Origin of the sequence: Albidovulum sp. (genome assembly GCF_008933605.1) — a bacterium.
GTDB lineage: Bacteria > Pseudomonadota > Alphaproteobacteria > Rhodobacterales > Rhodobacteraceae > Albidovulum.
This window is the reverse complement of the sequence record NZ_WBUS01000090.1, coordinates 1-13958: the sequence shown is the minus strand read 5'-3', so window position 1 is coordinate 13958 and position 13958 is coordinate 1. Positions and strand designations below refer to the sequence as shown.

Annotated in this window: 11 protein-coding genes and 3 pseudogenes; 7 read left to right on the top strand and 7 right to left on the bottom strand. The window is 65.1% G+C overall.

Annotation, left to right across the window (positions count from 1 at the left end):
• Positions 1 to 173: 173 nt before the first annotated feature.
• Positions 174 to 488: a DUF3489 domain-containing protein gene (locus F9K34_RS12285; protein ID WP_291337258.1), complete on the bottom strand. Its 315-nt coding sequence runs from the start codon at positions 486 to 488 to the stop codon at positions 174 to 176.
• 438 nt (positions 489 to 926) lie between these two features.
• Here F9K34_RS12285 and F9K34_RS12280 point away from each other — a divergent pair, with 438 nt between their 5' ends.
• Genes F9K34_RS12280 through terL form a run of 3 tightly spaced genes read left to right on the top strand, consistent with a single transcriptional unit; the run spans position 927 to position 4232 of the window.
• Positions 927 to 2342 carry a site-specific DNA-methyltransferase gene (locus F9K34_RS12280; protein WP_291337257.1) on the top strand — a complete coding sequence of 472 codons (1416 nt, stop codon included), beginning with the start codon at positions 927 to 929 and terminating at the stop codon, positions 2340 to 2342.
• Positions 2323 to 2763, top strand: a complete 441-nt coding sequence (locus tag F9K34_RS12275) for a DUF5681 domain-containing protein (protein ID WP_291337256.1) — start codon at positions 2323 to 2325, stop codon at positions 2761 to 2763. Before F9K34_RS12280 ends, F9K34_RS12275 begins: the two co-directional genes overlap by 20 nt.
• A complete protein-coding gene (terL, locus tag F9K34_RS12270; protein WP_291337255.1) occupies positions 2760 to 4232 on the top strand; it encodes a phage terminase large subunit in 1473 nt (490 codons plus the stop codon). The genes F9K34_RS12275 and terL overlap by 4 nt, the downstream gene beginning before the upstream one ends.
• 33 nt (positions 4233 to 4265) lie before the next feature.
• On the opposite strand, the gene F9K34_RS12265 is transcribed toward terL, so the two are convergent.
• The gene (locus F9K34_RS12265) at positions 4266 to 5636 is read right to left on the bottom strand and encodes a recombinase zinc beta ribbon domain-containing protein (RefSeq protein ID WP_291337254.1); all 1371 of its coding nucleotides are present in this window, start codon (positions 5634 to 5636) and stop codon (positions 4266 to 4268) included.
• A gap of 74 nt (positions 5637 to 5710) precedes the next feature.
• Positions 5711 to 6426, bottom strand: a pseudogene (locus F9K34_RS12260) (IS3 family transposase); the annotation flags it as partial.
• 59 nt (positions 6427 to 6485) lie between these two features.
• Between F9K34_RS12260 and F9K34_RS12255 the strand changes: the two are divergent.
• A pseudogene (locus F9K34_RS12255) lies at positions 6486 to 6608 on the top strand (IS6 family transposase); the annotation flags it as partial.
• 133 nt (positions 6609 to 6741) lie between these two features.
• On the opposite strand, the gene F9K34_RS12250 reads toward F9K34_RS12255, so the two are convergent.
• The 3 genes from F9K34_RS12250 to F9K34_RS12240 are packed head-to-tail and all read right to left on the bottom strand — an operon-like array spanning position 6742 to position 10212.
• Positions 6742 to 7170 carry a diol dehydratase small subunit gene (locus F9K34_RS12250; RefSeq protein ID WP_291337253.1) on the bottom strand — a complete coding sequence of 143 codons (429 nt, stop codon included), beginning with the start codon at positions 7168 to 7170 and terminating at the stop codon, positions 6742 to 6744.
• Positions 7167 to 9431 carry a propanediol/glycerol family dehydratase large subunit gene (locus tag F9K34_RS12245; RefSeq protein ID WP_291337252.1) on the bottom strand — a complete coding sequence of 755 codons (2265 nt, stop codon included), beginning with the start codon at positions 9429 to 9431 and terminating at the stop codon, positions 7167 to 7169. The genes F9K34_RS12250 and F9K34_RS12245 overlap by 4 nt, the downstream gene beginning before the upstream one ends.
• 22 nt (positions 9432 to 9453) lie before the next feature.
• On the bottom strand, positions 9454 to 10212 hold the full coding sequence (locus tag F9K34_RS12240; protein ID WP_291337251.1) for a DeoR/GlpR family DNA-binding transcription regulator: 759 nt from the start codon (positions 10210 to 10212) through the stop codon (positions 9454 to 9456).
• A gap of 329 nt (positions 10213 to 10541) precedes the next feature.
• Between F9K34_RS12240 and F9K34_RS12235 the strand changes: the two are divergent.
• The 3 genes and pseudogenes from F9K34_RS12235 to fabG all read left to right on the top strand — a co-directional run bounded on the left by F9K34_RS12235 (position 10542) and on the right by fabG (position 13158).
• Positions 10542 to 11186: pseudogene (locus F9K34_RS12235) on the top strand (IS6 family transposase).
• A gap of 266 nt (positions 11187 to 11452) precedes the next feature.
• Positions 11453 to 12232 (top strand): SDR family NAD(P)-dependent oxidoreductase, encoded by a 780-nt coding sequence (locus tag F9K34_RS12230; protein ID WP_291337250.1) that lies wholly within the window; start codon positions 11453 to 11455, stop codon positions 12230 to 12232.
• A 146-nt stretch (positions 12233 to 12378) separates the two neighbouring features.
• The gene (fabG, locus tag F9K34_RS12225) at positions 12379 to 13158 is read left to right on the top strand and encodes a 3-oxoacyl-ACP reductase FabG (protein ID WP_291337249.1); all 780 of its coding nucleotides are present in this window, start codon (positions 12379 to 12381) and stop codon (positions 13156 to 13158) included.
• Positions 13159 to 13219: 61 nt separating this feature from the next.
• Here fabG and F9K34_RS12220 read toward each other — a convergent pair whose 3' ends face one another.
• On the bottom strand, positions 13220 to 13927 hold the full coding sequence (locus F9K34_RS12220) for a type 1 glutamine amidotransferase (protein ID WP_291337248.1): 708 nt from the start codon (positions 13925 to 13927) through the stop codon (positions 13220 to 13222).
• Positions 13928 to 13958: the final 31 nt, after the last annotated feature.

Here is a 13958-nt window from a genome sequence, read left to right as displayed (position 1 = left end):
CTTCCTCGCGGTCAAGCCGCCGGAGCGGCGGGCCTGGATCTCGACCGCGAGGAAGCGGCGCAGCAGCGGCCGGCTGATGCTGCGCGGCGCGGGCCCGCCGAAGATCGCGGCCCAGGCGGCGAGAAGCTCGGCCCGCTCCATCGCCTCGAGCGCGGCGATCGTCGGCAGCGGGCTCATTCGCCGCCCTCCGCTCCCGCCACCAGCCGGTAGCGGGCGGCCTCGCCCCTGGCCTCCGGCACGATCCGCTCGATCGTGGCGCCGGCCTTGCGCAGGGAACTCAGGGCGGCGCGCACCGAATGCGGCTGCCAGGCCAGCGCCGCCTCGATTTCGCCGAGACGCGCGCCCTCGGGGGACGCAAGCATCGCCTTCAGCCGGGCGAGCTTGCCGATCCGCGCCGGCGCGCCGGCCGTGCCTGTCGCTGTCTCGGTGGCCTTCGCGCTGGAGGTGCCATGCTTCTCCGTGCCGGAGGTCTTCGGTTTCCGTGCCATCTGGGTCTTCTCCCGTGTCAGGGGCCCCGCGGCATGCCGGGCCCGGTACCGGGTGAAGCCCGGGGGTGGGTGCCGGGCGTGGCAACAGGAACGCTTGCCTCGGCGGAGAAGTCCAGCGGGAACGACAAGGTAAAGATCGGGTAAATACCAGGTATCAAACTCTTTGGTTTCAATAGGTTACGTCAAAAATCCATTGCGGTCGCGGAACGAATCGCCTAGATGAATGCCATCAGGGCCATCGAGCCCGGCGGGCTCTGCTCGCCAGTAAGCCGCCTTCGCTCGGCACCCGACTGTTGGCCCCGCCAACGCATGGGATTCACAGAAGGCAACCGCGCCGGATCGGGCGATCCGGGGGTTGCGTCATGCGTCCCTCATCTCCCGATCCATGATCTCACGCCGAGCTCGAGAGGCTCGTGACATGAAAGAAAGGAGACGGATATGTCTCACCCCTTCCACCCCGGCGTTCCGGTGCGCCGTCGCCGGCCCGCCCCGACGGCGCCGGCGCCGGCGCATACGCGACATTGTGACGCCATCGTCATGCTGCCGCTCGCCGCGCTCAAGCCTTATGCCGGCAATGCCCGGCGGCATGACGACAAGCAGATCGACCTGATCGCCCGCTCGATCCGCGAGTACGGCTTCGTCAACCCGGTGCTGATCGACAAGGACAACGTCATCGTCGCCGGGCACGGACGCTACGAGGCAGCACGGCGGCTGGGGCTCGCGACGGTGCCGACGATCCGGATCGAGCACCTTACGGAGGCGCAGATCCGCGCCTACCGGATCGCCGACAACCGCATCGCCGAGCTGTCCGAGTGGGATGCCAACCTGCTGCGGCTCGAGATCGTCGATCTGTCGGAGCTGGAGTTCAAGGGCGAACTTGACTTCGACCTCTCGCTCACCGGCTTCAACACGCCTGAGCTCGACATCATCCTCGAAGGCGAGGCGGCCGGAACGGAGGAGACCGAACGGGTGGATCTGCCCGGTGAGGAGACGGTCGCGGTGACCCGCCCGGGCGATCTCTGGACCCTCGGCGAGCACCGCCTCCTGTGCGGCGACGCGCTTCGCGATGAAGGTTACGCCCGGCTGATGGAGGGCGAACTGGCGCGGATGGTGTTCACGGATCCGCCCTACAATGTCCCGATCAGCGGCCATGTCCGGGCCGGTGCCAGCGGGCATCGCGAGTTCGCGATGGCTTCGGGCGAGATGTCGGACGCCGAGTTCCGCAGTTTCTTGGCAGGCTTTCTGCAGCGGTGCAAGTCCGTCCTCATGGCGGGTGGCATCGCCTTCGCCTGCATCGACTGGCGCCATGTCGAGGACCTGATCTTCGCCGGCAAGTCCGAGGACCTGTCGCTCCTGAACCTCTGTGTCTGGGCAAAAAACAACGGCGGCATGGGAAGCCTCTATCGCTCCCAGCACGAGCTGGTCTGCGTCTTCAAGAAGGAAGGCGCGCGCCATGTCAACAACGTCGAGCTGGGCCGCCATGGCAGATACCGCACGAACGTGTTCCAGTACCCCGGTGTCAATACTTTCCGGAAGGGGCGCGCCGCGGACCTCGCCGATCATCCGACGGTGAAGCCCACGGCGCTTGTAGCAGATGCGATCCGCGACGTCAGCCATCGCGGCGAGATCGTGCTCGATCCCTTCGGCGGGTCGGGCTCGACGCTTCTCGCCGCCGAGAAGACCCGGCGCCGGGCCCGGCTGATCGAGATCGATCCGCTTTATTGCGACGTCGCGGTCCGCCGCTGGCAGGCCCTGACCGGTGGCTCGGCTGTTCTCACTGGCACCTGCGAAACGTTCAACGACCGCGCTGCGGCTCTCGAGACGGAGGCCGACCATGGCCAGGCGACGCAGTGACGGCACCTACGAGGTCGGCTACGGCCGGCCGCCGGTCGCAACCCGGTTCAAGCCGGGCCAGTCCGGCAATCCCCGCGGACGCCCGAAGGGCGCCAAGAACGTCGATACCATCCTGCGCGCGGTTCTGATGCAGCAGATCACGGTGCTGGAGGGCGGCAAGCGACGCAAGGTCACCGTCTTCGAGGTCTTCCTGAAACGCCTCTCGAAACAGGCGCTCGAGGGGGATCCGAAGTCGGGCGACAAGATGATCCGCCTGCTTCCCTATCTCAAGAAGACCGAGGCGTCGGGCGATGCCACGGCCGCGCCGGACGAGGGCGAGGACGATGTTGGGCGCGACGGCGATCGCGACATGCTGCGCTACTTCGCGCAGATGGTGCGCGACGGCGCGCTCGATCTCGATGACGAGGAGGAAGCGCAATGAGTGAGATGGGTCCGGGACTCGCGCGCCAGGCGGCGGACGAGCTGTCGCGCGCGAGCCTCTTCGCCTTCACCTGGCGGGTCTTCGACGAGCTCCACCTCGGCAGTGGCGACAGCTTCATCCCGAACTGGCACGTTCAGGCGATCTGCCATGAGCTCGAGAACCTCTGGCGCGGCGAGAACCGGCGTCTCGTCATCACCGTGCCGCCGCGCCATCTGAAGTCGATTGCCGCGGCGGTCGCCTTCCCGGCCTGGCTCCTGGGGCGGGATCCGAGCGAGAAGGTCATCGTTGCGAGCTACGGGCTCGACCTGGCGCGCAAGCACGCGGAGGATTTCCGCCGTGTCGTTGAGAGCGACTGGTATCGCCGCCTCTTCCCGCGCACCCGCATCGCCCCGCGCGGCGCGCGCCAGGACGAGATCCGCACCACCAGGGGAGGCGGCCGCAAGGCCGTCTCCATCGGCGGCGCGGTCACCGGCTTCGGCGCCGATTACATCGTTATCGACGATCTCCTGAAGGCGGGAGACGCCAGTTCCGAGACGGAACGCCTGCGCGCCCAGGACTACATCGAAAGCTCGCTCCTTTCCCGCTTCGACGATCCGCGCAGAGGGCGCGTCGTGGCGATCCAGCAGCGCCTCCACGAGGACGACCCGGCCGGCTATCTCCTGTCGAAGGGCAACTACCGGCATCTCAACCTGCCGGCGATTGCCGAGGAAGACGCGCAGATCCCCCTCGGCTTCGGCAGGGTGCATCACCGGCGGACCGGCGACGCGCTCTTCCCGCAACGGATGGATCACGCGGTTCTCGACGAACTCCGCCGCGAGTGCGGCACCGCGGTCTTCAACATGCAGTACCAGCAGAACCCGATCGCCGCCGACGGCTCGGCGCTGAGGTGGGAGTGGTTCAAGACCTGCGACGAAGTCATGCCGCGTGACTGGTTCCAGCTGGTCGTGCAGAGCTGGGATACCGGCATGTCCTCCGATCCGCGCAGCGACTATTCGGTCTGCACCACCTGGGGGTTCCGCGAGGGGCTGTGGTACCTGCTCGACCTCTTCCGTGATCGGCTTGACTATCCCGAGCTCAAGCGCAAGGCGCTGGCCCTCGGGGAGAGCTGGCGCGCCGACAAGGTCCTGATCGAGAGGGCCGGCTCTGGCATTCCGCTCTTGCACGAATGCCACCGGATCATGCCGTCGCGGTTCCGCGAGATCAAACCGATCCAGGACAAGGAGGTGCGCTTCAACGCGGCCTGCGCCCCCATCGAGGCCGGCAAGGTGGTGGTGCCCCGGAGCGCGCCCTGGTTGCCCGGTCTCCGCACCGAACTGCTCGGGTTCCCGCGGGCCAGGCACGACGACCAGGTCGACAGCGTCAGCCAGTTCCTGAACTGGACAACCGGCCCCGGCTTCTTCAGGACATTGCCGCGCGACAGTCCCTACAGACCCTCGCAACAGCGCCGGGAGACGATGAGAAGGAGATAGTCGGCAAATGGCCTGATGCCACGAACGTCAGGCTCATAACCTGAAGGCCGCAGGTTCAAATCCTGCCCCCGCAACCACTTTCACCGAACACACATCCAGAGACTTGCCAGCCTCAGGCTGGGCAAGCTCGATCATGGCAGTGATTGCCCCCTCCAATTCCACAGTCGTCCCGTCGCTTCGTTCGTGAACCGTGATGGCGTTGATCAGCCCCCGGATCGTATCCAACGCAGTTGTTCTGATTTCGGGGTCCGCCAATGTCTCCGCCAAGGCCATGACTTTGCGGCGATAGATCTCGCTCAGATTGGGGTGCAGACGCACCGGCGAGGGTGCTGGGGCCGACAGTGCGGCATCGAGTTCCGCTCGGCGGTCTTCCAACGAGGTGAGCTTCTCTTTCAACCCGGGCGTACGCAGACCATCGGCAATCGCGTCGTAAAGGCCGTCGAGGCGGCGCATGACCGTGGCTTGTTCCGCCTCCAGGCGCGCGCGATCCGCGGCCTGGGAAGCGCGACCCGCGTTGATCTCTTCGCCATAGGCCGTGATGAAGGCGGCGACGGCTTCCGGCTGCATCAGCCGTCGGCGAAGAAGGTCGAGCACCAGGCTTTCGAGTTCCGCGCGCCGGTAAGAACGCTTCTGCGTGCATGTTCCGAGCTTTCGGGCCGCCGAGCAGGCGAGATAGTCCCGGCCCACGGCGGCGAAACCGCCGCCACAGCAACCGCACCGCAGGAGACCGGTGAGCAGATGCGTCTGGCGGCGTTGCTCCCAAAACCGCGTTGCCTTGATCGATTGGACCCGCGGGTCCGCATCGATCTCACCCTGCCGATGCTTGACCTCATCCCAGAGGGTCTCATCGATGATACGCAACTCAGGCACTTCGGTGGTGATCCACTCCTCCTTGGGGTTCAGACGCGAGACGCGCCGACCGGTCTCGGGATCTTTGATATAACGCAGGCGGTTCCAGACCAGGCGCCCGATGTAGAGCTCGTTGTTGAGGATGCCGGTGCCCCGGATCCTGTGGCCCCGAATCGCAGTGTCCCGCCAGAGAATGCCCCGATGCGCCACTGCCCGCTCCACAGTGCGCAGGCTCACCACGACATCCTTCTCCGCGGCAAGCTCCTGGCGCACGACATCTGCGTTGCCCCCGTGCTGCCGGAACCTCTCGACAATCCAGTCCTCAAGACCATCCAGAGACTTGCGACGCGTGACCGGCGCCATCCCGCGCCAGCCACCCTCGGCGATCCAGCGCTTCACCGTGTTCGGCGAACAGCCCAGCTCCGCCGCGATCCGCTTCGTCCCCCAGCCGCAAGACTTCAGCGCCAGCATCGCCGACACCTCGTCCGGCGTCCGCATCTCGATCCTCCCCGACATCCCCGTCGGATAAAGACCTGCGTCCTTCACTTCGTTCATGGAACCTCCTCTCAACAAGAGGGGGTCAGATCCTCATGTCGGCAGGGGGTCAGTTTGTCGTGTCGCCTGACAACCACGGCGGCCAGGCTTTCCTTGGTCACATCGTCGATCACGTTGAGAATGCGGAAGCGCCGGCCGTCAGCGAACTGATCCTGGACGAAATCGACCGACCAGCGGGCGTTCGCCAGCGCCTCAGTTACAAGTGGCGCCCGCGTGCCAATAGCCCGCTTGCGGCTTCTTCGGCGGCGAACCGACAGGCCCTCCTCGCGATAGAGCCGCTGGGTGCGCTTGCGGTTCAGCACATGGCCGTCCCGGCGCAGGAGAACATCCAGGCGACGATAGCCGAACCGCCGGTGCGTCTCGGCGGCCCCGCGCAGCACCTCGCGCAGTTCGCGGTCATCCGGTCGCCGGTGCCGATACCGCACCGAAGACCGATCCGCCCCGATCAGGGAACACGCCCGCCGCTCGCTCATCTCGTAGCCCTGTTCGAGATGGGCGACGGCCTCGCGCCTGGCGGCGGGCGTTACCATTTTTTTGACAGCAGATCCTTGAGCGCGGTGTTGTCGAGCATCGCCTCGGCGAGCAGCCTCTTCAGCTTCGCATTCTCGTCTTCGAGCGCCTTGAGCCGCTTGGCTTCCGAAGGCTCCATGCCGCCAAACTTCGCCTTCCACGCATAAAACGTGGCACCGCTGATCCCATGCCTGCGACAGACCTCGGCTGTCTTCGCCCCCGCCTCCTGCTCGCGCAGGATCCCAATGATTTGCTCTTCGCTGAACTTCGATCTCTTCATGTCCGGTCCTCTCCATGGGCCGGACTCTAGCATCAGATGGACGAGTTATCGGGGGTCACAGCACAGTACATGCCTCCGTCGCCAACCAGTTCAACAGCGAGCGCAGCCTCTCCAGCAGACCCCTCTTCAACGCCAACCGAGCTGCCGCTCTTGCCGAGTGGCGCGGCCTCTATGCGGCATGAAGGACAACATCACCGTCCAAGCTGAGACTGGCTCGAATTGGTCTGCCAGTACCTGCAGGTCTGTACCGTAGGTCCGCGAAGTCTCGTAGCGATCAGAGTCAGATGGGGTATTCGGCTTGCGCCCCATCTGACCCTAGAACCGCAACCGGTAGAGGCCCCGTCGATCATACTGGGCCGCGGCCTGTCGTATGAAGGCGGCAAGCCGAGGGGCGGCGTATTTCGTTTCCAGCCTCTCGGCTGCTTCTGAGAGTGCCGCGCCAGAGTTTGCACGCCCGGGACGCAGCAGTTCATAGATGCGCATGATCTCCGCCTCCGGCAGGCGCGTCATTTCCGCGGCCCGTTCAAAGTTCTCGGCCAGCGCTTCGCGGCCCGCCGCGCGGGCGACTTCCGCTTGCCGCGCGAGTGTCTGTGGTGTGATGCGGATATCCTCAATCTCGACTTCACCAACTGCGACGGATTCCATCGTCAGCGTACCGAGCGTCTTGCCCCGCGGCCCGGTCACGCTCTCCGGCGCGGTTTCGGCGAGGGGATAGCCCTGCAATTGTATCACTGCACGGGTCATGTCTGCTTATCCATAAATTCGATCCGCACCTCTTCGGGAGAGACGCCATTCTCGGTCATGGCGGTTTCGATGGCGTAGGTCAGCGCGACACGCGCATGGAACCGAGCGCCAAGCGCCTCGCCATTGGTCGGCACGACGACGGGTTCGGGAAAGCCGCCCCTGGCATAGGTCGCGGCATTGAATCCCATCGCTTCGTAATGGCCGAGCGTGGTAATCGGCGCGTTCGAGAAAAGTTCAAGGTTGTTATGCGGCAGACGGTCCATCCGATGGATCACGGCCGTTCCCTTCGATTGCAGCCCTATCCCGATGCCCGATCCCGACAGCCGCGCCGCGCTTAGCCCGAGGAAGGAGGTGTCAGCGGTATGGCGCAGGCGGACGACGCGCATCCGGCCGCCCCCGCGTGCAACGCCCTCGCCAATGGCACGCAGTACGGCGCTGAGCGGATGGCCGGCGAGCGTTCGGAATATCCGCGTGCCGAAACCGGGGCTAAAGCCGACGACGACCTCACCCGGATCGGTCCCGGCTTCGGCGGGACCCATGTCGTTGTACCGGATCGCGCGGGTCTCGCCCTCCTCCATGGCAGCTTCGGCGCGCAGCACCTCTTCGCGGGTCAGAACATCGCGGATGGCAGCCAGTTCCTTGCGCCGGGCTTCGGTGAGGCGATAGCCGGTGCCCGGGCCGGTATAGTCGTTGGGATCGTTGACCGCGCTCAGGACCTTGCCGTCCCGCACCACGGCCGAGGTCTGAAGATAGTCGCCCGAGACACGCAGCTTGACGAGGAAGAGAAGGTTCTCCGCTTCCGCCCGGAACCCGCCGCGATGCAGGGAGCGGATGACGTCAACGATCGTCAGCCCCTTGCCCTTGATCTTGCCGCTGATCACCGCGACCTCGCCGGGCGAAAAGCTGCGCGTGTCGCGCGACCCCGACGCGACGGCTACCGAGCGCTTCATGTCCTCCGTCGGCTCGGCAAGGCCGAGGTCTTTCAGCACATGCGCCAAGGCGTCAATGGCCCGCCGGCGGATTTCGAGCGCCGCGGAATCCTCGACCGCGGTCAACCCGCCATCCGCCTCGAAATCGCGCTGCAGGACCAGGTATTCCTCAAGCTCCTCGCCGTTGAAGGAGGAAGGGTTGAAGGAGTTGTCGTATTTCAGGATGCTGCCGAAGCCGGAACAGATCAGGTCGGAACCGCCAATGAGGTAAGGCAGGATCTTGGCGCCGACGCGCATGTCGGACTCGGAATGCCGCGCATCGTTGCCCGAGGCGCATTCGAGGTCGAGCCAGACGGCGATCAGGTTTTCCGCCATGATCTCCCGCACGCCGCCGGGCACCGAAGAGGCCAGCGGCGCCCCGTCGATGCCGCCGTTCTGCGTTCCCTGCGCACCCATCCCGCGCTGAAGGCAGAGGCACCGCGCCTCAAGGTAAAGCAGCGACTTGGCCTCATGAAAGCCCATCAGCAGTTCCGAGGCCGCGCCCGAGGTACAGCGCATCTTGATCCCGCGTGAGGCATAGGCGGCGGCCAGCCATGCCTTTGACCAGGGCGTGTCGTCGCCGTCGATGAAGGCGCTTTCGGTGCCGTAGACGGACACCGTCTCTGCGTAGGAGGTAAAGCCCGCCATGCCAATCTCAAGCTCTTCCGCCTCTTCGCTGGAGCATTGGAAAAGCGTTCCGGGCTTGCCCACGGCGGCACCGACACAACAGGCGAGCGCGTTCGACCAGGAATTGCGCGCGACGCGCATGGTGGTCTCGATCTCGTCGAACCCAAGCGCCACGGCGACGGCTGCATCCGCGGCAAGCTGCAAGGGATCGTCCTTGGCGTTGGTGACATGCGCCTGATTGCCCGGGGTGCGCCGGGCGCGCATCTTGGAATAGGAAAAAGCGATCTCCATCGCGTTCAGCCCTGCCACCACCTCGGCCATTTTCGCCGGGGTCAGCCCGCGCGCGAGCCGCGTCAGGTCGGTGCGCGGGACGTTGATGTCGACCAGCATCCGCGCAAGATCGGTCGAGGGGATCGCCATGGCCTCTTCGGCGATGGCGGGGTCGATGTGATGGGCGGCGATGAAAGCGTCGATCATGTCGAAATCGGCCGCCGCTACGCCGTCCATCGAGGTGACGACACCGTTGGCGATGGACAGACCGGGTTTCGGGTCCGCCTTGCCCGCAAAGGCGGAAAAGCCGTTCTCCGGGTCTTCGGCCGCGAACCTGTCAAGCCGCAGTGCGCGCGCGTCCCAGTCGTCGAACCGGTTCCACCGATTGCTGTCCATTCCAGCCCCCTGCTCTGCCCGGTCAGCCCCAGATCACCTCGCCGCCGCGCTGCCGGATGGCGCTGGCGATCCGTTGTGGCGGGGCGGCGTCGGTGATGAGCGTCACGTTGCGGTCCCACCCGACGATCTGCTGAAGCGAGCGGTTCCCGAATTTCGAACTGTCGGCGACGATCAGCACCTCATCGGCGTTGCTTGCCATCGCCGAATAGACCTGTGCCGCGTGAAGCAGCGCCTCGCTGACCCCGTACTCGTCGATGGCAGAGGCGCCCATGACGGCGATGGGTGTGCGGAACTGGCGGATACATTTCAGCGTCTCCGCACCGTGGACAAGGCCCTCTTTCGGTTCCACGATCCCGGGCAGCGACATGACCTGGATCAGCGGGTTCATCGACAGTTCGGTGGCAATGCTGAAGGTTGCCGTCAAGACTGTCAGCGGGCGTTCGATCGCGCGGAGCGCACGGGCGAAATGTAGCGTGGTTGCACCGCCGCCGATGAACAGGCTGTGGGCGTCGCCGATCCGAGCCACGGCCAGTTGCGCGATCTTCTCGCGCGCCTCGACATGCAGTTTCGAGCGTTCGGACAGTGCCGGCTCGAAAGCCCTCGTGCGGACCGCCCCGCCATAGGTCCGCTTGATCCGCCCCGTCTCGTCCAGTTCCGTCAGGTCCCTGCGAATGGTCTCCGCCGAGACGCCGAGCTGTTCGGACAGCGCGCTGACGCGGATCGAGGGGTCGGTCTCAAGCGCGCTCAGGATGTAGTCGTGACGGATCGACTTTTTCGACATGCCGGGTCCCGTGCCGGATTCTCCTGGACCGTACTCTATATGGTTGCGGACAGAAATCCCAAGCAAAAATACCCATAGTCAGTCAAAATATGTTGCAAGTCAAAAGATAAAGTTTAGCATTTTATTGTGGAGTGACGGGCGAATCGCGTATTCAACTACGGATAATTCGTATTTGACTCCAAGGAGGATCTCCTCGCGAAGGCGGCAGAGGGTTCTGTCAAGTTGAGGTTCTTGAGCATGGCAGCGCGGTAGTTTAGCCTCGGGCCATAACCAAATCGCACCTTTTCCGTGGCTTCCGAACCGGCCACGAAGTCATTCGCCTGGCCGTGATGCTCTATGTCCGGTTCCCGCTCTCGCTCCGAAATGTCGAGGACCCGCTGCACGAGCGCGGGATCGACGTGAGCCACGAAACGGTCCGGTTCTGATGGCATAGGTTTGGCCCGGACTTTGCTGCCGAGATTCGGCGCAGCCGGGCCGAGAGCATGCGCGCAGTCAGTCGCTGGCGTTGGCATCTGGATGAGATGTTCGTAAGGATCAACGGCGAGAGGCACTACCTCTGGCGGGCGGTGGATGACGAAGGTGAGGTGCTCGAGAGCTTCGTGACGAAAACGCGGGACAAGAAGGTGCCCTTGAAATTCCTTAAGAAAACAATGAAGCGACATGGCCGTACAGAGGTTTTCGTGACCGACAAGTTGCGCTCCTATGGTGCCGCGCTGAAGGACCTTGGTGCCGTGGACCGGCAGGAGGCAGGTCGCTGGCTGAACAATAGGGCAGAGAACGCGCATTTGCCGTTCCGAAGGCGGGAGCGGGCGACGCAGAGGTTCCGGCGACTGCGAAGTCTACTGAAGTTCGCCACCGTCCACGCTTCTGTCACCAACGATTTCAACTCCGATCGGGACCTTACCTCACGCGCTATCTTCAAGAAGAACCGTGCCGCCGCTCTCGCCGAGTGGCGTCACCTTGGTGCGGCATAGGGTCAGCCATACTGTCCTTGCAGAGACCGGTTCCAATCCGTCTGACAGCTCCCTACAGCGTTCCGACGCCCTTCGCGAACCGTCCTGTCAGCCTGCAGATCTATCCGGAACGGTTGGTCGTTGCGGCCGAGGTCAATATCCTGTGCGAACACGCGCGGAGGTGAACGTGCTTGCAATTGGTCTGCAATGTAGTCCATAAATCCAATGATCCGGCGAGGACTCCGCCCGTTGGCGCAGCCGAATCCCGGCCGGTCTGGAGGGGTGGAATGAAGCTGAGCGGAAAGCGTGCGATCGTGACGGGCGGCGCGGCGGGGATCGGGGCGGCAATCGCCGCGCGTTTCGCGGCGGAAGGCGCGCGCGTGGCGATCGCCGACCGCAATCTGGAAAAGGCCGAAGTAACCGCAGGTCAACTGCGCGGCACCGGTGCGGATGTGGTGGCGCTGGGCGTCGATGTCGCCTCGGCGGGACCGGTTGAGGAGATGGTGCGGGATTGCGTGGCGCGCTTCGGCGGGCTGAACATCCTCGTCAACAACGCGGGCATCGTCCACCCGGACGACACCGAGATCGAAACCACCACCGACGAGGCCTGGGACACCACGCTGGCGGTGAACCTCAAGGGCATGTTTCTGTGTTCCAAGCACGCGATCCCGGCGATTTTTGCGTCGGGTGGTGGGGCGATCCTGAACATCTCGTCGATCGTGGCGATCGTGGGCTCCTACCCCGCCCAGATCGCCTATACCGCGAGCAAGGGCGGCGTCCTGTCGATGAGTCGGGAAATGGCGGTGGGCCTCGCGCGGCGCGGGATCAGAGTCAATGCGATCTGCCCGGGCTGGACTGCAACCGAGATGGCACTCGGCCTCATGCGCGACGAGGCCGCTTTCGAACTGCGGCGGATGCACATTCCGATGGGCCGCATGGGCCTGCCCGCCGAAATCGCAACCACCGCCGCCTTTCTCGTCTCGGACGAGGCCTCCTACATCACCGGTCAGGCGTTTGCGGTCGACGGCGGGCTCGCAGGCGCCTTCCTCACGCCACCCGATCCCTGAGCGCGGCACACCTGGCGCGGCGGCCGTGCCCTTTGGGCGCAGCTTCAGTCCGGTCCTGCCCACGCAGGACACGCGGTTCAGCGATCCGGGCACGCGCGATACCATGGGACATCAGTCAGAAACGGACGTATAAGGGAGGAAGAAACATGATGAACGTCTTTGGCGGCAAGAGCATCATCGTCACCGGCGCATCACGCGGGATCGGCCGCGGCATCGCGCGCAACTTCGCGGCGAATGGCGGCAGGGTGATGCTGGCCGCCCGCAACGAGGCCGATATTCACGATGCGATCGAAGACATCACAAAGGCGGGCGGCACGGCCCGCGGCGTCGCCTGCGACGTCGGTGACTGGGCGTCGGTGCAACGGCTCATCGACGAGACCGCGCGCGCCTTCGGCGGTGTCGACGTCCTCTGTGCCAATGCCGGCACCTATCCGCAGACCCGGATCGCGGACATGGACCCGGATGAGTGGGACGAGGTCTTGCGCACAAACCTCAAGAGTAATTTCCTGTGCGTGAAGGCCTGCCTTCCGCAGTTCGCGAAGCGCCCCGGCGGGCGAGTCGTGCTCACCTCCTCCATCACGGGGCCTTTCACTGCGTTCCCGGGGTTTGCCCACTACGGCGCGTCGAAGGCGGGGCAGCTCGGCTTCATGCGGGTCGCGGCGATGGAGCTGGCGCGCCACGGCGCCACGATTAACGCGGTCCTGCCGGGGACGGTACTGACCGAGGGTCTTGCCGCGAACGGCCAGGCCTTCCTCAACAGCGCCGCGGCGTGCATTCCTCTGGGTCGCCTCGGAACGGTTGATGACATCGCCAATTCGGTGATGTTCCTGGCCAGCGACTTCGCCTCCTATGTCACTGGCCAGACGATCGTGGTAGACGGCGGTCAGATCCTGCCCGAAACCGGAGATGCGGTGGGCGCCATCTGAACCGGAACGAGGGCGGCCGTGCGGGCCGCCCCTCCGCCGGGCCGGTTCACCGCGGTGACGGTCAGCTCTTGCCGATCGTCCGCACCCAGTTGCGCGCGATGGCAAGTCCGACAGCGTCCGAGGCAGGTCCGAAGCGGTCAGCCTCGGCAGGATGGCGCTTTGCCCAGCCGGGCTGGAGCCGGGCAAGAAGATCGGCGTATTCGCCGTTCCATTCCGCCACCAGCGGCCGGTCGGCCTCGAAGTGGAACTGGATCCCGTAGGCGGCGCGGCCGATCACGAAGGCCTGGTTTTCGACCGAGTGGCCCGTCGCGAGGCGCGTTGCGGCCGAAGGCATCTCGAACGTGTCGTCATGCCACTGGAAGATCGGGAACGAGGGCGCCGTGCCTGTAAAGAGGGGATCGTCCACGCCTTCAGGCGTGAGGTCGACCCGCTGCCAGCCGAATTCGCTCGCACCGCCGATGATGTTCGCCCCGCCATAGGCACGCGCCAGAAGCTGCGACCCGAGGCAGACCCCAAGAAGCGAGCGCCCGCTTTCGGCAAAGCCGCGCATCACGTCGAGAAGCCGGGGCAGCCACGGGCTCGTGTCGTCCGCCAGCGCGTTCTGCACTCCGCCCAGCACCACAATGGCATCATGGCCCTCCGGCCCCTTGGGAAGCGGCTCGCCGAGATGTGCCCGCACCAGGTCGATCCGGGCATCCGCCTCGCTGAGGGCGGTGCCGATCTGGCCCAACCTGCAGCCTTCGAAATTATAGACAACGAGAACACGCATTTGGCCGTCTGTTCCTGCAATGCTCGAAGGG

Coding starts and splice junctions, on each gene's coding strand:
- F9K34_RS12285 (WP_291337258.1), bottom strand. CDS start 488: ATGGCACGGAAACCGAAGACCTCCGGCACGGAGAAGCATGGCACCTCC.
- F9K34_RS12280 (WP_291337257.1), top strand. CDS start 927: ATGTCTCACCCCTTCCACCCCGGCGTTCCGGTGCGCCGTCGCCGGCCC.
- F9K34_RS12275 (WP_291337256.1), top strand. CDS start 2,323: ATGGCCAGGCGACGCAGTGACGGCACCTACGAGGTCGGCTACGGCCGG.
- terL (WP_291337255.1), top strand. CDS start 2,760: ATGAGTGAGATGGGTCCGGGACTCGCGCGCCAGGCGGCGGACGAGCTG.
- F9K34_RS12265 (WP_291337254.1), bottom strand. CDS start 5,636: ATGAACGAAGTGAAGGACGCAGGTCTTTATCCGACGGGGATGTCGGGG.
- F9K34_RS12250 (WP_291337253.1), bottom strand. CDS start 7,170: ATGACCCGTGCAGTGATACAATTGCAGGGCTATCCCCTCGCCGAAACC.
- F9K34_RS12245 (WP_291337252.1), bottom strand. CDS start 9,431: ATGGACAGCAATCGGTGGAACCGGTTCGACGACTGGGACGCGCGCGCA.
- F9K34_RS12240 (WP_291337251.1), bottom strand. CDS start 10,212: ATGTCGAAAAAGTCGATCCGTCACGACTACATCCTGAGCGCGCTTGAG.
- F9K34_RS12230 (WP_291337250.1), top strand. CDS start 11,453: ATGAAGCTGAGCGGAAAGCGTGCGATCGTGACGGGCGGCGCGGCGGGG.
- fabG (WP_291337249.1), top strand. CDS start 12,379: ATGATGAACGTCTTTGGCGGCAAGAGCATCATCGTCACCGGCGCATCA.
- F9K34_RS12220 (WP_291337248.1), bottom strand. CDS start 13,927: ATGCGTGTTCTCGTTGTCTATAATTTCGAAGGCTGCAGGTTGGGCCAG.